This is a genomic window from Cupriavidus sp. 2KB_3, assembly GCF_052115685.1.
GTDB classification, from domain to species: Bacteria; Pseudomonadota; Gammaproteobacteria; order Burkholderiales; family Burkholderiaceae; genus Cupriavidus; species Cupriavidus campinensis.
In genome coordinates this window covers 57,762-81,212 of the sequence record NZ_JBFRHD010000027.1, presented here as the reverse complement: position 1 = coordinate 81,212, position 23,451 = coordinate 57,762, and the positions used below count along the sequence as shown (strand labels likewise).

General features: G+C 66.8%; 21 protein-coding genes. 14 read left to right on the top strand and 7 right to left on the bottom strand.

Going from position 1 to position 23,451, the window contains the following annotated elements; genetic code table 11:
* Window positions 1-21: 21 nt before the first annotated feature.
* Window positions 22-585: a DUF2459 domain-containing protein gene (locus AB4120_RS24630; RefSeq protein WP_441642969.1), complete on the top strand. Its 564-nt coding sequence runs from the start codon at window positions 22-24 to the stop codon at window positions 583-585.
* An 87-nt stretch (window positions 586-672) separates the two neighbouring features.
* Here AB4120_RS24630 and AB4120_RS24625 read toward each other — a convergent pair whose 3' ends face one another.
* A complete protein-coding gene (locus tag AB4120_RS24625; protein ID WP_149137945.1) occupies window positions 673-2,211 on the bottom strand; it encodes a catalase in 1,539 nt (512 codons plus the stop codon).
* Window positions 2,212-2,442: 231 nt separating this feature from the next.
* Between AB4120_RS24625 and AB4120_RS24620 the strand changes: the two genes are divergently transcribed.
* Entirely contained in the window at window positions 2,443-3,924 is a 1,482-nt protein-coding gene (locus tag AB4120_RS24620; RefSeq protein WP_149137946.1) for an alpha/beta hydrolase, read from the top strand.
* 59 nt (window positions 3,925-3,983) lie between these two features.
* Here AB4120_RS24620 and AB4120_RS24615 read toward each other — a convergent pair whose 3' ends face one another.
* Window positions 3,984-4,424: a hypothetical protein gene (locus tag AB4120_RS24615; RefSeq protein WP_149137947.1), complete on the bottom strand. Its 441-nt coding sequence runs from the start codon at window positions 4,422-4,424 to the stop codon at window positions 3,984-3,986.
* A complete protein-coding gene (locus tag AB4120_RS24610) occupies window positions 4,412-5,440 on the bottom strand; it encodes a M35 family metallo-endopeptidase (protein ID WP_441642967.1) in 1,029 nt (342 codons plus the stop codon). The genes AB4120_RS24615 and AB4120_RS24610 overlap by 13 nt, the downstream gene beginning before the upstream one ends.
* Window positions 5,441-5,911: 471 nt before the next feature.
* On the opposite strand from AB4120_RS24610, the gene AB4120_RS24605 reads away from it, so the two are divergent.
* Complete coding sequence (locus AB4120_RS24605; RefSeq protein WP_144203522.1) at window positions 5,912-6,220, top strand: hypothetical protein; 309 nt, start codon at window positions 5,912-5,914, stop codon at window positions 6,218-6,220.
* 147 nt (window positions 6,221-6,367) lie between these two features.
* Here AB4120_RS24605 and AB4120_RS24600 read toward each other — a convergent pair whose 3' ends face one another.
* A complete protein-coding gene (locus AB4120_RS24600; protein ID WP_149137950.1) occupies window positions 6,368-7,441 on the bottom strand; it encodes a porin in 1,074 nt (357 codons plus the stop codon).
* A 301-nt stretch (window positions 7,442-7,742) separates the two neighbouring features.
* Between AB4120_RS24600 and AB4120_RS24595 the strand changes: the two genes are divergently transcribed.
* Window positions 7,743-10,271 (top strand): penicillin-binding protein 1A, encoded by a 2,529-nt coding sequence (locus tag AB4120_RS24595; protein ID WP_441642966.1) that lies wholly within the window; start codon window positions 7,743-7,745, stop codon window positions 10,269-10,271.
* Between the two features lie 13 nt (window positions 10,272-10,284).
* Here AB4120_RS24595 and AB4120_RS24590 read toward each other — a convergent pair whose 3' ends face one another.
* On the bottom strand, window positions 10,285-11,133 hold the full coding sequence (locus AB4120_RS24590; protein ID WP_250025449.1) for an EAL domain-containing protein: 849 nt from the start codon (window positions 11,131-11,133) through the stop codon (window positions 10,285-10,287).
* Window positions 11,134-11,534: 401 nt separating this feature from the next.
* Between AB4120_RS24590 and AB4120_RS24585 the strand changes: the two genes are divergently transcribed.
* The 7 genes from AB4120_RS24585 (at window position 11,535) to pepE (ending at window position 18,311) form a co-directional block, all read left to right on the top strand.
* Window positions 11,535-12,626: a substrate-binding domain-containing protein gene (locus AB4120_RS24585; protein WP_441642965.1), complete on the top strand. Its 1,092-nt coding sequence runs from the start codon at window positions 11,535-11,537 to the stop codon at window positions 12,624-12,626.
* Between the two features lie 96 nt (window positions 12,627-12,722).
* Complete coding sequence (locus AB4120_RS24580; protein WP_144203516.1) at window positions 12,723-13,757, top strand: ABC transporter substrate-binding protein; 1,035 nt, start codon at window positions 12,723-12,725, stop codon at window positions 13,755-13,757.
* A gap of 17 nt (window positions 13,758-13,774) precedes the next feature.
* Complete coding sequence (locus AB4120_RS24575) at window positions 13,775-14,593, top strand: ABC transporter permease (protein WP_149137952.1); 819 nt, start codon at window positions 13,775-13,777, stop codon at window positions 14,591-14,593.
* A 32-nt stretch (window positions 14,594-14,625) separates the two neighbouring features.
* Window positions 14,626-15,522: an ABC transporter permease gene (locus AB4120_RS24570; protein ID WP_262389883.1), complete on the top strand. Its 897-nt coding sequence runs from the start codon at window positions 14,626-14,628 to the stop codon at window positions 15,520-15,522.
* The gene (locus tag AB4120_RS24565; protein ID WP_149137953.1) at window positions 15,515-16,600 is read left to right on the top strand and encodes an ABC transporter ATP-binding protein; all 1,086 of its coding nucleotides are present in this window, start codon (window positions 15,515-15,517) and stop codon (window positions 16,598-16,600) included. Before AB4120_RS24570 ends, AB4120_RS24565 begins: the two co-directional genes overlap by 8 nt.
* On the top strand, window positions 16,597-17,457 hold the full coding sequence (locus AB4120_RS24560; RefSeq protein ID WP_149137954.1) for a phosphodiesterase: 861 nt from the start codon (window positions 16,597-16,599) through the stop codon (window positions 17,455-17,457). Before AB4120_RS24565 ends, AB4120_RS24560 begins: the two co-directional genes overlap by 4 nt.
* Before the next feature lie 161 nt (window positions 17,458-17,618).
* Complete coding sequence (gene pepE, locus AB4120_RS24555) at window positions 17,619-18,311, top strand: dipeptidase PepE (RefSeq protein WP_149137955.1); 693 nt, start codon at window positions 17,619-17,621, stop codon at window positions 18,309-18,311.
* A gap of 29 nt (window positions 18,312-18,340) precedes the next feature.
* On the opposite strand, the gene AB4120_RS24550 is transcribed toward pepE, so the two are convergent.
* Window positions 18,341-18,724, bottom strand: coding sequence for a hypothetical protein (locus AB4120_RS24550; RefSeq protein WP_149139278.1), 384 nt, complete (start codon window positions 18,722-18,724; stop codon window positions 18,341-18,343).
* Between the two features lie 370 nt (window positions 18,725-19,094).
* Here AB4120_RS24550 and AB4120_RS24545 point away from each other — a divergent pair, with 370 nt between their 5' ends.
* The 3 genes from AB4120_RS24545 (at window position 19,095) to AB4120_RS24535 (ending at window position 23,206) form a co-directional block, all read left to right on the top strand.
* Complete coding sequence (locus AB4120_RS24545; RefSeq protein WP_149137956.1) at window positions 19,095-19,757, top strand: response regulator transcription factor; 663 nt, start codon at window positions 19,095-19,097, stop codon at window positions 19,755-19,757.
* An 18-nt stretch (window positions 19,758-19,775) separates the two neighbouring features.
* Window positions 19,776-21,584, top strand: a complete 1,809-nt coding sequence (locus AB4120_RS24540; RefSeq protein WP_149137957.1) for an ATP-binding response regulator — start codon at window positions 19,776-19,778, stop codon at window positions 21,582-21,584.
* 167 nt (window positions 21,585-21,751) lie between these two features.
* Entirely contained in the window at window positions 21,752-23,206 is a 1,455-nt protein-coding gene (locus AB4120_RS24535) for an aldehyde dehydrogenase family protein (RefSeq protein WP_149137958.1), read from the top strand.
* Between the two features lie 37 nt (window positions 23,207-23,243).
* Here AB4120_RS24535 and AB4120_RS24530 read toward each other — a convergent pair whose 3' ends face one another.
* Complete coding sequence (locus tag AB4120_RS24530; protein ID WP_187645262.1) at window positions 23,244-23,411, bottom strand: hypothetical protein; 168 nt, start codon at window positions 23,409-23,411, stop codon at window positions 23,244-23,246.
* Between the last annotated feature and the right edge of the window lie 40 nt (window positions 23,412-23,451).

The window sequence follows — 23,451 nt, the reverse complement described above, 5'->3', positions numbered from 1 at the left end:
ACGCCAGCCGCTGCTCCGGTTATGCCAGTGACCACGATCGACGTGGTCGAGGGCGACTGGCACACCGATATCTGCATCCGCACCGAGGATGCCGATGCGCGCCTGCTGCGGCTCACCGTTGGCTACGAGGGCTCGCGTTTTCTTTGTTTCGGATTTGGTGATCGTCAGTACCTGCTCAGCCGCGAGCGCGGCCCGATGACACTAATCTCGGCGCTGTTGCCCGGAGAAGGCGCCATCCTGCTGACAATCCTGCGTGATAACCCGGCGGCGGCGTTCGGCGCCGGGAACGTGGTGCGGCTCTCGCTCGACGATGCCGGCATCTCGCAGCTGCGCCAGTTTCTTGGGGATGCGGTGCGGACGGACGCGTCGGGAAAACCCATCGGGCTCGGTGATGGTCCCTATGAAGGCGGGTTGTATTTCGCGGCCACGGCCACTTACGCGGGCTTCTACACCTGCAATACGTGGACCGCGCACGCGTTGCGCACGGCGGGCGTGCCGGTGCGCGGGCCGGTGCTGTTCGCCGATGGCGTCATGCGGCAGGTGCGGGAGATTGCAGCGGCGGCGGCGGCACCGGCGGCGCCCTGAGACAGCCTGGCTCTCAGGGCGCCGCATGATCGGGCCGCCGCTCGCCGCCCGCCGCCGCCGTACTCCTACCGGCGCGGCGTCACGCCATTAGTCCTTCAGCAGCGCGGCACGCCGTTGCACATCGGCAAGATTGCCGCTGACCGCCTTGGTCAGCCGCTGGCCATAGTCGGCATCGGCCTTGTAGAAGTGACTCAGCATGATCTGCTTGATTTCCGCATGCTTCACCGCCCCGAGGTCGGCGGCCAGGTTGCCGATCAGGTTCTCCTGTCCCGTTTTGGACAACTTGCGATAGTACTCGCCGGCCTGCGTGAAGTTGTCCGTGCGGGTGATCGGCGCCTGCTGGGTCGTGCCCGCCAGCGGCGTGCGTGCAAAGCGATAGTGCGGATTGTCGGAATACGCCCCGGCCATCCGCGACGGCTGGTAGTTGATGTCACCCTTCGTGCCGCCAATGTCACCATGGCCGTCGCTGTTGTAGTTCCGCACCGGCACGCGCGGAAGGTTGACCGGCAACTTCTGCTTGTTGGCGCCGAGACGGTACGTCTGCGCGTCATAGTAGGAGAACAGCCGGCCTTGCAGCATGCGGTCTTCGGACGGCTCGATGCCCGGCACGAGGTTTGCCGGCGAGAAGGCCGACATCTCCGTGGTCTCGAAGAAATTCTCCGGCACTTTGTTCAGCGTCAGGGTGCCGAACTTGCGGGACGGCACATCGGGCCAGACCTTGGTCGAATCGAGCGGATCGAATCGGAATTTGCCGAGATCCTCGGGCTTCATCAGCTGCACGTACAAGTCCCATTTCGGGAAATCGCCACGCTGGATGGCCCCGAACAGGTCGCTGGTGAGGTTGTTGAAGTCCATGCCCTGGATCTTCTCGGCCTCTGCCCGGGTGAGATATTTCTCGCCCTGGCGCGGACGCCACTGGAACTTGGCGTAATTCACCTCGCCCTTGGCGTTGATCAGCTTGTAGGCATGCACGCTGTTGCCCTGCATCATGCGGTACGACGCCGGGATGCCGAGGTCCGAATAGAGCTGCGTCAGCATGTGCGTGCTCTCCGGCACGTTGCTGAAGAAGTCGAAGATGCGGTTCGGATCCTGCAGGTTGGTCACGGGCGAAGGCTTCAGCGCGTGCGCCATGTCCGGGAACTTGATCGCGTCACGGATGAAGAAGATCGGGGGGTGATTGCTCACGAGGTCCCAGTTGCCCTCGTCCGTGTAGAACTTGGTGGCGAAGCCGCGCGGATCGCGCACGGTCTCGGGCGATCCCCTGCCGTGGACCACGGTAGAGAACCGCACCGTGACCGGCGTGCGCTTGCCGGCGCCGGCAAACACCTTGGCGGTCGTCAGATCAGAAAAATCTGCTTCGGCGACAAATTCTCCCTGTGCTGCGGTGCCGCGGGCGTGCACCACGCGTTCGGGAATCCGCTCACGATGGAAGCGCTGGAGCTTCTCGATCAGGTGGACGTCCTGCAGCAGCGTCGGACCATTCGGGCCGGCGGTCTGGGAGTTCTGGTTGTCGCCGATGGGCGCGCCGTTATCGCGCGTCATGGTTTGGGCACCGGCGGAGATGGAAAACAAGGCAGCAAGGCCGTAAGCGACGGGTTTGAGTGCAAATCGTCTGAATCGAGCCATTTTGTGGGTCCTCGGAAATGCCTGAATCTGGCATGTGAGGGGGCGCCGCGCCATCTTAGGCGGCCCGCCTGCCACGGCGCCAATTGTGATGTTCAATGACCCTGATGCATTGCATCAATCGATGCGCCGCACCAATTCTTACACCCGTTTGAGATGTTGGTTGGCACGCGTGCGGACGCTACAGTGACGCGGCTTCACTTATCGAATAAAAACGAATTCCAAGGAGACATCATGCATCAAGCTGTTTCGCAGGCAGCCCTGTTCGTCGTGGCCGGCCTCCTCCTAGCGGGGTGCGGCGGAAGCGACGATCCACCCGCCCAGCCCGTCGCCGAAACCCCGCCGCCCACCGTGCAGCCCGAGGAGGCGCGGCCGCAGGACACCCGCGCGTTCACTATCGACACAGCCGCCCTCGCGCAGAAACTCACGCCCCTGGCGGGCGCCCCCGCCGCCGACCGCTGGTCCGGCGTGCTCGGCAAGGCCGGCTATATGGTCGAAGTGCCTGCGGCCTGGAACGGCAAGCTCGTGATGTACGCGCATGGCTACGCCGGCACCGGCAACGCGCTCGACGTCACGCTGCCGAGCATCCGCCGTCACCTGCTCGAGGCCGGCTACGCGTGGGCCGCATCGAGTTATTCAACGAATTACTATGACGTGCGGGCGGGCGTGGAGGACACGAACGCGCTTGCGCTGGCCTTCGTCGACATCGCCAAGCAGAACGGCCGCACGCTGGCCGCGCCGACGCGCGTGTACATCATCGGCCATTCGATGGGCGGCCATGTCAGCGCGGCGGCCGTGGAAGCCGAGACCATCGCCACGGCCAACCACAAGGTCACGTACCACGGCGCGGTGCCGATGTGCGGCGTGGTGGGCGACACCGAGCTGTTCAACTACTTCGGCGGCTACCAGACCGCCGCCCAACTGCTGGCCAACGTGCCGGCCACGTCCTGGCCCGTGAGCAACTGGGCGCAGATCGTGTCGTCGGTACAGGCGGCACTGTTCACCACCTACCCCGTCACCAACACGGGCCAGGGCGAGAAACTGCGCCAGATCGTCAAGAACCTGACCGGCGGCGAGCGGCCGATGTTCGCCATCGGCTTCAGCGGCAGCCCCGCCTCCAAGGGGCTGCAGGACGCGGTCTGGAGCACCTTCGGCCAGGACGGCACGGTCAACGGCGTGCTGACGCAGAACGTGGTGGACACCACCGGCCTGACCTTCCAGCTGGACGACGATGCCGCGCTGACGCCCGAGGAGCAGGCGATCAACACCTCGATCTTCCGCGTGAAACCGGTGGCCGACGCCAACCGGCTGCGCCGCGACGGCCTGCGCTGGATTCCGAAGACAGCCGCGCAGATCAGCGTGCCGGTGCTGACGCTGCACACGCTGGGCGACATGTACGTGCCCTTCAGCATGGAGCAGATCTACAAGCGCCGCGCGGATGCCAACGGCACGTCCAAATGGCTGGTACAGCGCGCGATCCGGGGCATCAGCCATTGCGACTTCACGGTGGCCGAGCAGGTCCGCGCATTCGACGACATGGTGGCCTGGGAGCAAACCGGCACCCCACCCGCCGGCGACGACGTGCTGACACCATCAGTAGTGGCCAACGCCAACTACGGCTGCAAGTTCACCGACAACACGCTGGGGGCGGACGACTCGGCATCCAACACGGCCCTGCGGCAAGGGGCGGCGGCAGCGGCGCCGTGTACGCCGTAGTCGGCTGGAAATGAAAACAGAGCCGTCGGGAGACGGCTCTGTTTGTCAACTAGCGTGGATTATCTGGCGATATTGTCGGAAGCTGGACAGCAGTAATTGGGGCACCGTGCCGCGACAGCAATCTCGACTGTGTGGAGCATTTGGTCGTCGGCTCCCGTCATGTCCGTGTGGCGGATCTGCGGAGGTTCAGCCAACGCGCTATCCGGCATACCCGAGTTCTTCAGCAGTCGCTGCACGTGTTCCACTCTCGTTTCGGCCATTTTACGGCTAACCCCATAGCCCTCCCACGCGACGATTATTATTGCGTCGAACCCCGAGGGAAAATACTTTCTCGTCTGGATCCGCCAATCCGCAAAGCGCTTGACCTCCGCGGTCAAGAGCGCCGTCGAACTGCGAAGAAACTTTACTTCGTGCGTGGCCGCGGAGAGACTGCAAGCGTGGGAACCAAAGCTTGTGAGCGTGAACGTTGCGATCACTGCGAGGCGCGTCAAGGCGTCCATTTGTGGTCTCCGGAGCCGTGCCAGTTCGGGATATCTGCGACATAGGCCGCAATGTTGTCCGCGTTCTCTATCAAGAATTTGTTCTGTCGCGTGGCCATCCATCGCCCCGCTCGAATATTCGAGAAAAGATCATTGGTATCCATTGCGGCGGGGAAATGGGAGAGCTCATGTACGAGCACGGTGAGCTTGCTGTCCACGTCAAGCGGCACACCATTTGTTCTGCGCACTTCCGACAGATAGCAGAATTTGGTACCTATGAAGATCGTAAAGCTCTTGTCAGGTTTGCAAACGCTAGCGGTTGCGGGCTCTTCACCGTCTTTCGCTGCGGGAACACACCCGACCGCCGCCAGGTTTTCTTTGCTGAACCGCTCGAAATTCGTCTCAGTGAGTCCCAATGTAATGTCGCGCATGCGTTGGAGACCTCCCTGTAACCGACTACGTATGCGCGGGGTGGCTTCGGCAAACCATATCTTTACCCTGTCCTGGTCTGCCGCATTCCAACGCGCCAGTTCGGCGAGCCGGTCATCCATATAAGCGACCGCCAAATCCCGTACCCGCATCACCGTCACATAAAACTCCGCATTGGTCATATTCGGGCAGATCATCGTCGAATCCGCCTCGTAGGCCGCGAGGCTTGCCGCATCCGGCCCGCTCTGCCCCCTCCCCAACTTGTCGTGAGCCTCAGGCATTTCCGAGAAACCCGCCGCGCCCTTTACGTTGCCGCTGACAACCTCCGTTGACATCGTGTACTGCGATGCAAACACCCGCGGCTTTTCCTTGCATTGGCAATACACGCGCGCGCCTTCCACCAGCACGGATTTCCCATTGTCAGTCCAGCGCGGATCGCAATCGTTGTAGACGGGACCGCCGACCTTGCAGGCGGGGCACGTGGCGTGGTCCCCTTCCAGGCCAAGGCGTTTGCCCATGTTTGTGGAATCGCTGGTGGCGATCAGCCAACCACCCGTGCTGGTGCGGCTCGCCCCATCCAGCATGTGCCGCTTGTCGTTTCGCATCATGTTCTCTTCCATTCATGGCAAGAGCACACAGCATCACGTGATGCGATTTGAGCGGTCTATAGCAGTTCTCTGATTTCGCCAAGCACACGCAGATTTTCCCGCCGCGGGTTCCGAATCGTCGTGGGACTGCAATGGAAATGTGCCGGCGCACAAACAAATAGAGCCGTCCTTAGGACGGCTCTGATTCCCCGCTACTTGGCAATCCACCCGACCCATCCCGGCAGCTCTATGGCTTGCCGTGGACATTGGCCGGGCGGTGGTCTGTCGGGCCCGTGGCGACCCCTCCGGTCGCATTATTCAGTGCGATATATACAGCGGGCGCGACAAGATGACATTCTGCGGATGCAATATTGCCGTAATAAGTCTTTGCGGGGCAGCATCACGCACATCCACTGTCTGCCGACGCAAATTTCGACGACTACGCGGCCTGATCCATCGTTAGAATGAAATGGCCCTTAACTCGGAGTTGCCATGAAACGCCATCCCATTGCCGTGACGGAAACGACGCCAGAGGGCCTAGCTGCCCTCGTCTACCACCTTGCCCATGGCGCCAGCCAGGGGCAGCTCGATCCGGAATTCGTGCGCAAGCTTGCCAAGCGCGTTGGCAAGGAGCTGGAGGCCATGGAAGAAGCCGACATGCTTTCGCCGCACGACAAGACGCAGTTGCATCAGGCCATCAACACGCTGTGCCACACCGCTGAAGCAGAAGAAGGGGCGATGCTGACCAAGGCGCTGGAGCGCCTGCGCGCCGCGGACGCGGGCAACGCCCGGCCCGTCTGATTCCTTCCCGCGCCGCCTCCCAATACCGAAAATACCGAACACAACAAGCAGAACGCCCCTTCCCGCCAAGCCGGGTAAGGGGCGTTGTGCTTTCCGACAGGATGAGGGGAAAGGCCTCGCCTGCCGGTTCTCGCTCAAGCGCGATGCTTAGAAGCGATGACGCACGCCGACGACTGCGCCGGTCTGGTTCTGGCCGGCCACAGCCGTGCCAACACCGCTCAGGCCCAGGCTGGACGTGCCCTTGTTGCGCACGTAGCCAACGTTCAGGTAAGCGTCCGTACGCTTCGAGAACGAATAGTCGGCCGACAGGACAAACATCCACGGATCGTTGCCGCTGTCGTGGGCGTCGGTGTAGTAGGCGGCGCCGGTCAGCGACAGGGCCGGCGTCACGCGGTACAGGCCGCCGAGCCAGTAGACGTTGCTGCGCGCAGCAGCCGTGGCCGGGGTGGCGATGCCGTCATCGCGCATCCAGCGGTAGCCGGCGAACACCTTGGCCACGCCGAAGTCGTACGACGAGCCCACGGCCAGGCGCTTGACAGCGCGGTCGGACGTAGCCGACGTGGCGCCCTGGTACTGGTCATAGGCCGTGCCGACCGAGAAGCCGCCGGCGGTGTAGGCCACGCCTGCGCCCACGTTGCGGCCAGCCTTGTAGTCGCCCGGCACTTCGCCCGGCGAGCCGGACACCGCGTCGCGGCCCGTGCTGTAGAAGGCCGTGGCGGTCAGGCCGCCGAACTTGCCGGTGTACTTCAGGGCGTTGTCGGCGCGGCCGTTGAAGCCCGAATCGACGCTGTTCAGCGAGTAGCGCGGGCCCACGCCCATCGGGTCATAGGCACCGAACAGGTCATACAGCGAGTTCTGCTGGCGACCCAGGGTCACCGCGCCGAAGCTGCCTTGCAGGCCGACGAAGGCCTGGCGACCGAACAGGCGGTTGCCCTGGCCGGACACGCCGGTGTCGATATCGAAGCCCGATTCCAGGGTGAAGATGCCCTTCAGGCCGCCACCGAGGTCTTCCACGCCACGCAGGCCCCAACGCGAGCCAGACAGGTTGCCCGAGTTCATGCGCACGGCCGTCTGACCATTGCCGCCCGGCACGTGGCTCGCCACTTCCACGCCGGCGTCGACGATGCCATACAGGGTGACGTTGGACGCGGATTGGGCGAGGGCTGCGCCGGACGTTGCGCAGGTAGCGGCTGCCGCCAGGGCAAATAGAGCTTTCTTCACTGTGGTTTCTCGTTTTGTTAAGACATTGAGATGCTTCCCCGTTCCGGTCGCGGCAGGCGCGCGGCGGCGCCTTGCTACACCGGATGCCCGTGCGGGTCTCTGGGGGGCGAGCAGATTGTTACAACCCAATATGAAACGAATGTGTCGTAGGCATTACTGCAACACCCCCCTACCGGGGGATACGCACCCGGGAACCACGCAAAATCCGGGTTTTCCCGACCCGTGATTTGGTAGGATTCACACCTTTCGAGATTGGCGTGCGAGCGGACCCGTTGTGATGCGGACGCAACATGCCTGCGTCATGCCCCTGGACCCCATCAGAAGACCTATCAAGCCAAGGCTTGCCGCCCCGCTGGCACGACTGCGCGCCCACCTGCAATCGCGGTGGCTGCCGATGCTGCAACCGGCGATCCAGCGGCTGCGCCGGCCCACCCGGCGCGAAGTCCTGCTGGGCGTGGCGGCCATCCCCGCGTTGTTCCTGCTCTATGTGCTGGTCCTGATTCCGTTCACGCCGGGCATCAGCGACATCCGCAAGGCCAAGTCCGAGCAACCGGCCCAGGTGCTGTCCGCCGATGGCAAGGAGCTGGCCGTCTACCGCTGGGCCAACCGCGACTGGGTCGCGCTCAAGGACATCTCCCCCAATGTCGTCGATGCGCTGATCGCCACCGAGGACCACCGCTTCTACCAGCACCACGGGCTGGACTTGCGCCGCACCGCCTCCGCCGCGCTGCACACCTTCTCGGGCGACCGCCAGGGCGGCTCCACCATCACGCAGCAGCTGGCCCGCAACCGCTATCCCGAGGACATCGGCCGTGCGCCCACCATGACGCGCAAGCTCAAGGAGGCGATCACCGCGTTCAAGATCGAGGCGCTGTACTCCAAAGACGAAATCCTTGAGACGTATCTCAATACGGTGCCCTTCCTGTACAACGCGTTCGGCATCGAGATGGCCGCGCGCACCTATTTCGACAAATCCGCCGACAAGCTCGACGTGCTGGAAGCCGCCACGCTGATCGGCATGCTCAAGGGCAACAGCTACTACAACCCGGTACTGAACCCCGAGCGCGCGCTGGAGCGGCGCAATATCGTGCTGGCGCAGATGGTCAAGCGCGGCAAGCTGGATGCCGGCCGCTTCGAGAATCTCAAGAAACGGCCATTGCGGATCGACTTCGAGCGCCAGACCGAGGCCCCCGGCCCGGCTGCCCACTTCGCCCAGCAGCTGCGCAAATGGCTGATCGGCTGGGCCGATCGCAACGACTACAACATTTATACCGATGGGCTGGTGGTCCACACGACCATCGACTCGCGCCTCCAGGCCATGGCCAACCAGGCCGTGACGCGCCAGGGCAACCAGCTCCAGTCGATTGCCAACGCGGCCTGGGCGCCGCGCGCGGGCTGGGCGGAAAGCCGGGCGCTGGTGCAGGCCTTCGTGCGGGAGACGCCCGAGTTCCGTGCCGCCGTGGCCGGCGGTCAGAGCGAGGAAGATGCCCTCAAGCGTCTCTTCGCCGACCGCGCCTTCATGCAGGCGCTGCGCCAGCAGAAGACGCGGGTGCAGGCCGGCTTCATGGCGCTGGACCCGTCCACGGGCGCCATCCGCGCCTGGGTGGGCAGCCGGGACTTCACGGTCGATGCCTTCGACCACGTGGCGCAGGCGCGCCGCCAGCCGGGCTCCACCTTCAAGCCGTTTGTCTATGGCGAAGCCTTCGCGCACGGCCACGCCCCCGAGGAAACGCTGTTCGACAACCCCGTGGAGATGCAACTGGCCGGCGGCGAGATCTGGCGCCCGACCGACGAGTCCCCCGCCACGGGCCGTGCCCTGAGCCTGCGCGACGGCCTGGTCTATTCGAAGAACACCATCACCGCGCAGCTGGTGCAGGCCGTGGGGCCAGACCGCGTGGCGCGGCTGGCACGGGCCATGGGCGTGCGCGAGAGCAAGCTGGATGCGGTGCCGTCACTGGCGCTGGGCACCAGCCCGGTCACGCTCAAGGAAATGGTGTCGGCCTACGGCACCATCGCCAACGGCGGCCTGTACCTCGCCCCGACCATGGTCACGCGCATCGAGGACCGCGAGGGCAATGTGCTGGCGCAGTTCCGCGCCCCCTCGCCCGAGCGCGCGCTGTCGGCCACGGCCAACGAGACCCTGGTCGATGTGATGCGCGATGTGATCGACCGGGGCACCGGCACCGCCATCCGCAGCCGCTACGGCATTCGCGCCGACGTGGCCGGCAAGACCGGCACCACGCAGGACAACGCCGACGGCTGGTTCATCCTGATGCATCCGCAGCTGGTGGCGGGCGCCTGGGTGGGCTTCAACGACAGCCGCGTGACGCTGCGTAGCGACTATTGGGGCCAGGGCGCCCATAGCGCGCTGCCCATCGTCGGCGACTTCTACCAGCGTGCCCTGCGTACGCGGGTCATCGACGGTCGTGCGCGGTTTGCCGAGGCGGACGAGAAGACCTGGTACACCTCGATCACCGGGCAGGTGCGGGGCTGGTTCCAGCGGCTGTTCGCCTCGAACAAGTCCGATCAGGCGCCGGCCACGCCGCGCCCCGCGCCGCGCCGGCCGGTGCTGCCGGCCACGGAGGCGGAGGCCATGCCATCGGGTGGTTCGGGTGGTTCGGGTGCCTCGGGGGCAATGGCCGGGAATGGGCAAGGCGGCGGGGCGAATACCGAGCACGCAGAGTCCGCCGAGCCCGGCATGGCGCTCGATCCCAATGAAGTCGTGGAAGTGTTGCCGGCATCGGAACCGGAACCGGCGATGGCGTCCGCGCCAGGCGTGCCATCCCCGTTCCCCGCGAACCCGGCGATGGCGCCGGCCCCCGTCCGCTAAGGACGACCCGGGCTTACTCGCCGGAGCGCAGGCGCGTTACGGCGTTGCTGCCCGGCTCGGACACCTTGTCGCCCGGCAAGACCTCCACGGGGCCGGAACGGATCACGCGCAAGGCGTCTTCCGAAATCGTCAGCGGCGGCTCGGCCGTGGGCCGCGCCAGCAAATAGCCCTGCGCATAGTCGATGCCAAGGTCGCGGCAGATGCGCAGGTCGGCTTCCTGCTCGATCCCCTCGGCCACCAGCGCCGTGCCGCTGCTATCGGCGAGGCTGCGGATGGCGCGCAGCGCCTCCTGCTGGAACGGCGATGTCGCCACGCCATCCACCACCACGCGGGCAATCTTCACGTAATCGGGTTTCAGGGCGATCCACTGCCCCAGGCTGGCGTGGCCGGTGCCGTAGTCGTCCAGCGCGAACTGGGCGCCGCGCCCACGGATGGACTCCACCGCGCGCGACAGGCATTCCAGCGAGCCCAGCGGCGCCTGCTCGGTCAGCTCGATGACGATGCGGTCCGAAGATATGCCGTGGGTCTTCAGGAAAGCGCGCACCTCGTCGCGATGGCTATCCACCTCGCGAATCGAATCGGCGCTGTAGTTGATGAAGAGCTTGCCGGGCAGCCCGGCGCGCATGAACGCGGCAATGCAGATGCGCGATGCCAGGCGCTCGAGCCGCACCAGACAACCCACGCGCGCCGCTTCAGCGAACAGCGCGACGGGGCTCTCCAGCGGCGTCCCGGCGGGACCGCGGATCAGGGCCTCGTAGCCAATGATCTCGCCATTGGCGAGCGACCCGATCGGCTGGAAAACAGGCCGCAGGCGTTGGTGTTCGAGGCAATCGGCAATAGTAGGCGTCAGAGGTCGCGACAAGGCTTGCACTCAAACTGGCTGTGGATCGTGCTGTGGGCAAAAGCCACTCCCACTGCTGGCTAACGGCGTGCCCAAGACGCAACTTGATCCCCCACTTGCAGGGGGGATCCCATTCAGCGTGCACTCTGCGTCACACCGGGCGCGTCTGGCAGCGCCTGCGTCCATGCGCCCGGCCCGGCATGTTCCCGATCTTGTGTGGCAATTTTGTGACGGAAGACGCATGGGCGCTGTCACGCCGGCGTCACGAAACCGTCGGAAAATCCACCCCGAATCACCAGGCGCAAGTCCGACTTGCCTGCCGCCAATGCGGCACCGCAGCGACGGAATATCTTGACGCCTGATTTTTTGGCGCTTCAATGAAAACGTTTTCATTGCTCGCCACCTGACCGCCGACACCGCCCATGCCCAATGCCCGCCGCTCCGTTTTTCTGTCTGCCGATACCGAAGGCGAACGCGGCAATGGCGTGACGCTGGCAGACGTGGCGCTGGCCGCTGAAGTCTCGCTGGCCACGGCCTCGCGCGTGTTCAGCCATCCGCAACTGGTGCGCGAGAGCACCGCCCAGCGCGTGCACGAGGCCGCGCGCCGGCTCGCCTTCCGCCCCAACCTGCTCGGCGCCAAGCTGCGCTCGCAGCAGACCCGCATCCTGGGCGTGATGCTGCCCACGCTGGAAAACGCCGTGTTCGCCGAATGCTGGGCCGGGATCGAGGAAGTCTCGCTGGCCACCGGCTATTCGCTGATGCTGGTGACCAGCGGCTACGACCCCGCCCGCGAGCGCGAACGCGTGGAATACCTGCTGCGCCACCGCGTGGACGGCATGGTGCTGACCGTCTCGGACGCCGCGCAGAGCGCCGTGCTCGACCAGCTCGACAGTGAAGCCGTGCCCTACGTGCTGGCCTACAACCAGGCCAGCCCGGCGGGCCGGCGGCACTCGGTCTCCGTGGACAACCGCACCAGCGCCTGCGAGGGCGTGAACGCACTGATCGCCGCCGGGCATCGCCGCATCGCGGTGGTGTCGGGCGCGTTCATGGCCTCTGACCGCGCCCGGCAAAGGTTTGCCGGCTACGAGGATGCGATGCGCGCCCACGGCCTGCCGCCGCTGCCGCCGGTGAACCTGCCCTCCCATACCGCCAGCCACAGCGAGCGGATTGGCGCGCTGATGGGCGCCTCCGCCGCGCCCACCGCCTTCTTCTGCACCAACGACCTGCTGGCGATCGGCGTGATTTCGGATCTCAAGCGCCTGGGCCTGCGCGTGCCGCGCGACGTCTCCGTGCTCGGCTACGACGGCATCGCGCTCGGCGCGCTGGTGGAGCCGCCGCTGGCCACCGTGGTGCAGCCCAACCCCGACATCGGCGCCACCGCCGTGCGCCTGCTGCTCAAGCGCCTGCACGCCGGCACGCGCCCGGAGGCGCTGTCCGCGTCCGCCCCTTGCGTGACCCTGCTGCCCCACGGGCTGCGCGTGGCCGGCACCGTGGCCGCGCCGCCTGCGTCCTGAAAGTTTCGCCTGACCGCCTGACCGTTTCCCCTGCCGCCCTGCTGTCCTTATCCAATCGATCTCAAACCCAATCGATCTCAAACCGGGAGCCCTGACATGACCACGCAACTTTCCTGGCGCCGCCCGCTGCGCTGGCTCGCCACCGCCGCGGCGGCCACCGCCTTCGGCATCGCCTTCAGCCAGGGCGCGGCCGCGCAGACCGCCATCTGCTACAACTGCCCGCCCGAATGGGCCGACTGGGCCGCGCAGATCCGCGCCATCAAGGAAAAGACCGGCGTCACGGTGCCGCTCGACAACAAGAACTCGGGCCAGGCGCTAGCACAACTGGTGGCGGAGCGCGCCAGCCCGGTGGCGGACGTGACCTACCTCGGCGTCACCTTCGGCATCCAGGCCAAGGCCGACGGCGTGACCCAGCCGTACAAGCCGGCCCACTGGGGCGACATCCCCGATGGCCTGAAAGACCCGCAGGGCAACTGGTTCGCCATCCACTCGGGCACGCTGGGCTTCATGGTCAACGTGGATGCGCTGCGCGGCAAGCCGGTGCCGCAGTCGTGGGCGGACCTGCTCAAGCCGGAATACAAGGGGCTGATCGGCTACCTGGACCCGTCCAGCGCCTTCGTCGGCTATGTGGGCGCCGTGGCCGTGAACCAGGCCCTGGGCGGCTCGCTGGACAACTTCGCGCCTGCCTACAAGTACTTCAAGGACCTGCAGAAGAACCAGCCGATCGTGCCCAAGCAGACCGCCTACGCGCGCGTGCTGTCCGGCGAGATCCCGATCCTGCTCGACTATGACTTCAACGCCTACCGCGCCCGCTACAAGGACCGCGCCAACGTGGCCTTCGTGATCCCCAAGGAAGGCTCGCTGGTGGTGCCCTACGTGATGAGCCTGGTCAACAACGCACCCCACCCGGCCGAGGGCCGCAAGGTGCTGGACTTCGTGCTGTCCGACGCCGGCCAGGCACTGTGGGCCAACGCCTACCTGCGCCCGGTGCGCAACGTGCCGATGCCGAAGGACGTGGAAGCGCGCTTCCTGCCGGCGGCGGACTACGCTCGCGCCAAGCCGGTCGACTTCGGCAAGATGGCCGCCGCGCAGAAGGCGTTCAGCGAGCAGTACATGAAGGAAGTGCGGTAAATCCCTGCGTCACTGCCATGACCAAGCGCTCTCTCCCGCTGTTCCTGTTCGCCCTGCCGGCACTGGTGGTGTTCCTGGCCTTCTTCTGCCTGCCGATGGCGCGCCTGATCGAGGTCAGCGTCACCGGCAAGCAGGGCGCGGGCGTCTACTGGACCGTGCTGACCAGCGCGCGCTACCTGCACAGCCTGATGGTGACGGTGGCGCTCTCCGCCGCCGTCACGCTGGCCACGCTGGTGATCGCCGGCATCGCCGGCACCTTCCTGCAGCGCCACGCGGTGCCCGGCAAACCCGTGCTGGTGGCCATCCTCACCTTTCCGCTGGCCTTTCCCGGCGTGGTGATCGGCTTCATGGTCATCATGCTCGGCGGGCGCAACGGCCTGCTGGCGATGGTGGGCGACGCGCTGGCCGGCGAGCGCTGGACCTTCGCCTACGGCCTGGCCGGGCTGTTCGTCGGCTACCTGTATTTCTCGATCCCGCGCGTGATCCTGACCGTGATGGCCGCCGTGGAGAAGCTCGACCCGTCCCTCGAGGAAGCCGCGCGCTCGCTCGGCGCCAGCCCGTGGCGCGTGGTGCGGGACGTCATGCTGCCCGCGCTGGTGCCGGCCATGCTGTCCAGCGGGGCGATCTGCTTCGCCACCAGCATGGGCGCCTTCGGCACGGCGTTCACACTCGCCACGCAGCTCGACGTGCTGCCGCTGACCATCTACAACGAGTTCACCAACTACGCCAACTTCGGCATGGCCGCCGCGCTCTCGCTGCTGCTCGGCGCGGTTACCTGGGCCCTGCTGGCCGTGGCGCGCTGGATCTCGGGCGACGCCGTCGCCGCCACCGCATGAGCACCCCGAAAAAAGCCATGAAGAAACCGCCGATGACGAAGCCGCGCCGCCGCGCCGGCTACTGGCTGCAACTGGCGCTCACGCTGGCCGTCTGCCTGTTCATGACCGTGCCGGTGGTGCTATCCGTGCTGGCCGGGCTGACCAACAACATCTTCGTGGGCCTCTCCAGCGGGCTGACCACGCGCTGGCTGCTGGAAGTCTGGGCGCTCTATCGCAACACCATCTTCCTCTCGCTCGGCATTGCGCTGGCCTGCCTGGCCTGCACGCTGGTGATTGGCGTGCCCGCCGCCTACTACATGGCGCTGCGCCGCAACCGCGTGACCCGGCTGATCGAGGAACTGCTGATGCTGCCCGTGGCCGTGCCGGGGCTGGCCACCGCGCTGGGGCTGATCCTGCTCTATGGCGGCTGGCAGGCGCTGCGCACGAGCTGGGTGTTCATCCTGATCGGCCACGTGCTGTTCACGCTGCCGTTCATGGTGCGGGCGGTGCTGGCCATCCTGTCCGCCATCGACATCCGCACGCTGGAAGACGCCGCCGCCAGCCTGGGCGCCACGCGGTTGCAGCGCTTTTTCACCGTGGTGCTGCCGAACTGCCGGCAGGGCATCCTGGCCGGGGCGCTGATGGTGGTCACGCTGTCCGTGGGCGAGTTCAACCTGACCTGGATGCTGCACACCCCCACCACGCAAACCCTGCCGGTGGGGCTGGCGGACAGCTACGCGTCGATGCGACTGGAGATCGGCTCCGCCTACACCATCGTTTTCTTTGTCATGATCATTCCCCTGCTGGTAGCGATGCAGGCATTCAGCGCCATGGGCGCCCGCGCGCGCCGCCATGTCGCGGAACCGGGCGAGCCGGCCGCCGCGCCGGTGCCCGCCGCCACGCCCGCCACCACGCCCGTTACCGCTTCCGCCGAGACCCGCCATGCATGAACCCACCCCGATTCGCCTGCGCCAGTGCGCCAAGACCTTCGCGGACGGCACGCTGGCCCTGCAACCGCTCGACCTCGACATCGGCGCCGCCGAGACCGTGGTGCTGCTGGGGCCATCCGGCTGCGGCAAGACCACCACGCTGCGCATCATCGCCGGGCTGGAAGCGCCCGATGCGGGCGGCGAGGTCTGGTTTGGCGAAACCCGCGTGACCGACCAGCCGATCGAGCAGCGCGGCGTGGGCATGGTGTTCCAGAACTACGCGCTGTTCCCCAATATGACTGTGGCCGAGAACATCGGCTATGGCCTGCGCGTGCGGCGCGTGGATGGCGCCACGCAGCGCCGGCGCGTCGGCGATATGTTATCGATGATGCACCTGGAGCCGTTCGCCAACCGCCGCGTGGACCAGCTCTCGGGTGGCCAGCGCCAGCGCGTGGCCCTGGCGCGCGCCATCGCCGTGCAGCCGCGCGTGCTGCTGCTCGATGAACCGCTGACCGCGCTCGACGCCAAGCTGCGCGACGCCCTGCGCGCAGACATCAACCAGCTGCTGCGCAGCCTTCATATCACTGCGGTCTACGTCACCCACGACCAGGCCGAAGCGATGGCGCTGGGCGACCGCATCATCGTCATGGACCGGGGCCGCATCGCCCAGTCCGGCACGCCGCAGGAGATCTACCGCGCGCCAGCCAACGCCTTCGTGGCGGACTTCATCGGCACCATGAACCACCTGCCCGCGCAGGCCGAAGCGGGCCTGTGGCGCGTGCCGGGCGGCCGCGTGCCGATGGGGCCGCCCAGCGATGCCCCCGCCACGCCCGCGGCGCGGCTGATGTTCCGGCCCGAGGACGTCGCGCTGGTCCACCCCGATCATGCCGGTAGCGCGGGTAGCGTCGATAGCGCCCACGTGGAGGGCACCGTGGTCACCGCGCTGTTCCTCGGCAACCACACGCGGCTGCTGGTGGACGTGGGCGCCCCCACGCCGCTGATCGTCGATACTTCGCGCCGCGACGGCTGGCCGGCTGGCGCGCGCGTCGGCCTGCGCATCGACACCGCCCACCTGATCACCCTCCCCGACGCTGCATGACCGCCTCCGCCCTGGCTTCTGCCCCCTATCTCGTCGCGCAGCTGAGCGACCTCCATATCAAGGCCGGCGGCAAGCTGTCCTACCGGCGGGTCGATACGGCCGGCGCGCTGCATCTGGCCATCGACACCCTGCTGGCGGCCCCGCAACGCCCCGATACGGTCATCATCACCGGCGATCTGGTCGACTTCGGCAGCGAAGACGAATACCGCTTCCTGCGGGACATCCTGCAACGCCTGCCGATGCCGGTGCGGCTGCTGCCCGGCAACCACGACCATCGCACCACGCTGCGCAAGGTGTTTCCCGACCACGACTACCTGTTCGACCACGGCGACGGCGAGGCGCCCGTCCACTACGCGATGGCGGCGGGCCCGCTGCGGCTGGTGGGCTTCGACTGCACCGTCCCCGGCAAGCCCGGCGGCCGCGTGGAGCCCGAAGGGCTGGCCTGGCTCGATGCCACGCTGGCCGCCGCGCCCGCCCAGCCGACGCTGCTGATGCTGCACCATCCGCCCTTCGTCACCGGCATCGGCCACATGGACCAGCAGGGCCTCGACAACGCCGCCGCGCTGGAGGCCGTGATCGCCCGGCACCCGCAGGTGGAGCGCGTGGTCTGCGGCCACCTGCACCGCCAGATCACGCGGCGCTTTGGCGGCACCATCGCCATGACGGCGCCCGGGCCGGCCCATCAGGTGGCACTGGATCTTGACCCGCAGGCCGCCTCCCGCTTCCGCATGGAGCCGCCCGGCTACCTGCTGCACTGGTGGCACCCGGCCCACGGGCTGGTAACCCACCTGGCTGCCAGCGGGGACTACGGCCCGGCGCACCCGTTCTTCGACGCCAACGGGCGGCTGATCGACTGAGCGGGGCCGGAAACCGCCAGACACACTAATAGATAGTGATAGATATAGGGAGATCGGCGGAGCGGCGGTTGTCACGCGCCCGCCACCTTGGGTACCATCGTCGGCTTACCCAACTTCCGGATCGCGGTTCCGCATAACGGAACACGACGACCTGCTTCGACATGGATCTCCTGCTGCTGAGCAATTCCACCTCCGACGACGGCTACCTCGTGCACGCGCACGCGGCCATCACGGAGCTGGCCGATGGACGGACCGACGCGCTGTTCGTCCCCTACGCCGGGGTCACGCGTGACTGGGACGCCTACACCGATCAGGTGCGCGAGGCGCTGGCGCCCATCGGCATCACCGTGCGCGGCCTGCACGCCGAGGCGGACCCGCTGGCGGCCGTGAACGCGGCCACGCTGATCGTGGTGGGCGGCGGCAATACCTTCCGGCTGCTCCAGGTACTGCGCCAGCAGGCGCTGCTGGCCCCGATGGCCGCCCGCGTGCGCGCCGGCGCCGCGCGCTATATCGGCTGGAGCGCCGGCTCCAACCTCGCCACGCCCAGCATCCGCACCACCAACGACATGCCGGTGGTAGACCCGGGCGGCCTCGACGCCCTCGGCCTGATCCCGTTCCAGCTCAACCCGCACTATTACAACCTCGTGGTGCCCGGCTTCCGTGGCGAAACCCGCGACCAGCGCCTGGCAGAGTTCACCACCCTCTCGCCCGACACCCCCGTCCTCGGCCTGCCCGAAGGCAACTGGGTCCGCGTGTCGGGTAATCGCCACACCTTGCATGGTCCGCACGCGGCGCGGTGGTTCCTGGGGGATCGGACTTGGGATGTGGCGGCGGGAGTGTTGGCGACGCCTTGACTGCGGGGATGCGGGAATGCGGACGACCGTTACGGCAGGGTGCCGGGCGGCAACACGCTCCAGCCTGAAACGCTACTGGATGTCGTCCTCCCGTCACTACGGAGGACGCCGTTTTGGTCGAACTCGAATAGGACCATCACCGACCGGATCTCGCCTCCTGAGAACAGCGGGCCAATAAACGGCAGAAAGCTCTCGGGATGCGGCCGGGAGCTGGCAAACGAATAGATCAGGACCGTCGAGCCGCTGCTTAGGGATGCTCGCCAGGTTGGATTTCCAAGTTGCCCGGTCACGTCGTCGAGCGTGGAGAAGCCGATCATGAAGTGCGATAACTGTTCCTGCTTCACATCGACGCCAGTGGACACGCAGGCAGCCAACCCTAAACAGGTCGCGAAAAGAATGTGAACACCCTTCATGGCGAACCAGGCCCATCCGTTGAAGACCAGTGTGAGGAAGGCCAAAGCGCTTCAGCCGACTGATCGTTGACGGCAACCACCGGCCAGAGGGATTCCGTGAACGGTTAACAAGCATGTGGCCGTCGCTTACATTTATAGGCGCCAGACGCGCACACGAGCCGGAACCCAAAAAAATACCCACTGCCGGGAGGGAGTGGGTATCCAAAGTGGTATGGACAAGTCGCGGAATTCGTCCACGTGGCGATCCTCGCACCCCGGCACGCGAGTGCCAATAATCTTTCCGGACTAGCCGGGCGTCTGCGCAACGCCCCGCATGGACAAGCTGGCCGGAATCGAGTCCAATCGTTTCCTCCCCCGCCCCCTGCCCTCCATGCCCCGTGCCCGCCTGCTGCTGATCGATGACCACACCCTGTTCCGCACCGGGCTCAAGCTGTTGCTCGCTGACAGCCCGAGCGTGGATACGATCATCGAGGCTGGTTCCGTGATGGAGGCCGTGGCACAGCACGGCGAGAAGCCGGTGGACATCGTCCTGCTGGACATCCAGATGCCGGGGTTGAACGGAATCGAGGGCGTGAAGGTACTTAAACGTCACTTTCCCGTAGCCAGGTTCCTGATCGTCTCGGGCACCTCCGGGCTGGACGCCATTCCGGCCGAGGCGCGCAAGGACATTGCCGGATTCCTGCCCAAGTCCGCCGATGCACGCGAGATCGAGGAAGCGATTGCCTGCTGCCTCGCCGGCGGCACGCACTTCGCCACGGAAGGCAACGGCGGCTGCCTCGATGGCCTGAACGGGCTGAATGGCGCCCCGCAGGCCGCGTCTTATGCGCCGAGCCAGCTCACGCCGCGCCAGCTGGAGGTGCTGGGGCAACTCAACCTGGGGCGCTCGAACAAGGTCATCGCCTATCACCTCGGGCTGTCCGAGAACACCGTGCGCGTGCACGTGGCGGCCATTCTCGACCACCTGGGCGTGGTCAGCCGCGTGGAAGCCATCCTCGAAGCCCAGCGCCGCGGGCTGGTGCAGGCGCAACGCTGACTGCCCGCCGGCATTCGCATGACATCGACTTCCTTCGGCCTGCTCCCGCGCTACGACGAGCCGCGCCTGCTGACGGCGCAGATGGAGCTGATCGACCAGAGTTTTGGCATCGCCATGCTGGGCTGCGCGCTGGCCGCGCTGATCCTGGCCAGCGGGCTGACCATCACCGGCGGGCACCCCGGCGCCCTGCCCTGGGCCACGGGCATGACCCTGGCCTGCGCGGCGGCCTATTTTGGCCGGCTGGCCGTGCCGAACCGGCTCACCGAGTCCGGCTCGGGCCGCTACGCGCGCGTCATGACCGCAATGCTGGTGCTGATCGGCAGCCTGTGGGGGCTGGTGGCCTGGCTCTACCTCGATATCCGCTCCCCGGCCGTGGTGATCTGCGTGCTGTCGCTGATCGCCGGGATGAGCGCGGCGGCGCTGGCGGTGTTCTCCGCCTGCCTGCCGGTGGCGGTGGGCTTCTTCATCCCGTCGATCGTGCCGGTCTGGATGGTCTTCCTGGCCACGGGCGATATCGCCTACCTGCCGATGTTCCTCGGCACGCCGCTCTATCTGGTGGTGCTGATGATCTTCGCGCGCAACTACGCGCGCGTGGCGCGGCATGCCATTACGCTGCGCTTCGAGAACGTCGAACTGATTTCGCAGTTGCGCGACCAGACCGCGCGCGCCGGCCACGCCCAGCGCGAGGCCGAGGAAGCCAATCGGGCGAAGTCGGTGTTCCTGGCCTCGGCCAGCCACGACCTGCGCCAGCCGCTGCACGCACTGGGGCTGTTCCTGGTCTCGCTGGGCCGCACGCAGCTCGATGACCACCAGCGCCAGCTGCTGGCCCACATCGAAGCCTCGTCCGGCGCGGCCCGGGAGATGCTGAACACGCTGCTCGATTTCTCCAAGCTGGAAGCGGGCGTGATCACGCCCCGGCCCCGCCCGTTCCGCCTGCAGCCCCTGCTGTACAAGCTCGAGAACGAGTTCGCGCCGCAGGCCAATGCGCGCGGGCTGGTCTACCGCACGCGCGACACCACCGCCACGCTGTTCGGCGACCCCACGCTGGTGGAGCTGATCCTGCGTAACCTGATCGCCAACGCCATCCGCTACACGCGCACGGGCGGCGTGCTGGTGGCGTGCCGCACGCGCCGCTTCCATGTGTCGGTGGAAGTCTGGGACACCGGCATCGGCATTCCGGCCGCGCAGCACCGCGACATCTTCCGCGAGTTCCACCAGCTCGGGAATCCGGAGCGCGACCAGCGCAAGGGGCTCGGGCTGGGGCTGGCCATCGTCGAAGGGCTGGCGCGCACGATGCAGACGCGCGTGACGCTGTCCTCCACGCCCGAGCGCGGATCGGTGTTCCGGCTGCGCCTGCCGCTGGCCTGGAGCGCGCCCGAGGAAGTGGCCCACCCGCGCGCCGCGATGCGGCTGAACGGGCTGCGCGTGCTGGTGATCGACGACGATCCGGCCATCCGCGAGGCCATGGCCGGGCTGCTGGCGGTCTGGCACTGCCACTGCCGCACCGCCGAGAGCGAGGAGGAGGCGCTGGCCACGCTGGACGCCTTCACGCCGGACCTGATCCTGGCCGATTACCGCCTGCGCGGCCATCGCACCGGGCAGGAAGCCATGGCGGCCATCCGCGCGCGCGTGGGCCGCGCGCTGCCGGCCATCATCATCACCGGCGACACCGCCGCCGACCGCCTGCGGCATGCCCATGCCGGCGGCACGGCCCTGCTCCACAAACCCGTGGTGCCAGGCGAGCTCCACGCGGCCATCAGCGCGTTGCTGCGCGACACCCGCTGGGTGGAAATCGACCCGGGTGAATGGTCGCGGACGGAACAATAAGTCCCACCCCTATTCATGCATTAAAAGCATGAATGAATCAGTCCTATTAATTGGACTTAGATCAGCACCGCCACCACACTGCAAGGCAGAAGCGGGCCCGGCACCGCAACTCGTCCGGCCAACGCGCACGTCATCCCCAACAATGACCCAGCAGCGAGGAGCCTTCCATGACTTTGTCCCCATCCGGCGACCTGCCGACCCATGATCTGCTGATCGACGGCCAGCGTGTGCCGCCCGGAAGTGGCGAATACTCCACTGACATCAATCCCGCCACCGAGGCACCCATCGCCCGCGTGGCGCAGGGCAATGCCGCCGATGTGGACCGCGCCGTGCAGGCCGCACGCGCCGCGCTGAAGGTCTGGAACGGCATGCGTGCCGCCGAGCGCGGGCGCATTCTCTACCGCTTCGCCGACCTGCTGGAGGCCCATGCCGAGGAACTGGTGCAGCTGGAAAGCCAGGACGCCGGCAAACCGCTGGCCGGCGTGCGGCGCCAGGACGTGCCGGCGGCCATCGACACCGTGCGCTACTACGCCGGCTGGTGCGACAAAATCAACGGCCAGGTGATTCCGGCCCGCAACGACGCGCTGACCTATACCGTGCGCGAGCCGGTGGGCGTGGTGGCGGCCATCGTGCCGTGGAACTTCCCGCTGATGATCGGCATGTGGAAGATCGCCCCCGCGCTGGCGTGCGGCTGCACGCTGGTGGTCAAGCCGGCCGAGATCACCCCGCTCTCCGCGCTGCGCGTGGCCGAGCTGGCGCTGGAGGCCGGCGTGCCGCCGGGCGTGTTCAATATCGTCACGGGCAAGGGCAGCGTGGTGGGCAACGCGCTGGTGGCGCATCCGGGCGTCGACAAGGTGACCTTCACGGGCTCGCCGGGCGTGGGGCGCGGCATCATGCAGGGCGCGGCGGCCAACTTCAAGCGCGTGACGCTGGAGCTGGGCGGCAAGTCCGCCAATGTAATTTTTGCCGATGCCGACCTGGACGCCGCCACGCGCGCGGCGGCCTCCGGCATCTTCTTCAACGCGGGGCAGGTGTGCTCGGCGGGCTCGCGCATCCTGGCGCAGCGGCAGGTCTACGACGAAGTGGTGGCGCGCATGGCGGAACGCGCCCGCGCCATCCGCGTGGGCGATCCGGCCGAACCCGGCACGACCATGGGCCCGGTGGTCTCTGCGGCGCAGATGAAGACCGTGCTGGACTACGTGGAGATTGGCAAGAAAGAAGGCGCGAGCGCGGTCACCGGCGGCGCACGCATCGGCGAACGCGGCTTCTACGTGGCGCCCACCGTGTTCGCCAACGTCGAGCACGAGATGCGGATCTCGCAGGAGGAAATCTTCGGCCCGGTGGCCAGCGTGATTCCGTTCGACGATGAGGCAGACGCGGTGCGCATCGCCAACGGCACCGCGTTCAGCCTGGCGGCCGGGGTGTGGAGCGCGGACATCGCGCGCGTGCACAAGGTGGCCGGCGAACTGCGCGCAGGCACCGTGTGGATCAACACCTATGGCTATACAGACGTGCGGCTGCCGTGGGGCGGCTCGGGCGACTCGGGCCTGGGGCGCGAGCACGGTGACGCCGCCATCGAGAACTTCACGGAGCCAAAGGCGATCTGGCTGTCGCTACGCTAGCGTCAGCCAGAACCGGAGGAACAGGCGGTGCGGAGGGTCAGCCGACCATCCGCATCGGCAGCAGCGCGTAGGCGATCGTCAGCACGCCGACGATGGCCGGAGAGCCGTACTTGAGCGCCAGGCTCTGCGACTGCACGCCCAGATACGCGTAGGCGCAGATCAGCATCATGGCGCAGGCAAAAACAAGGCCGTCATAGACTTGCATGGATGTCTCCCAGAGTTCGTTCTTCGACTACTTCTGTGAT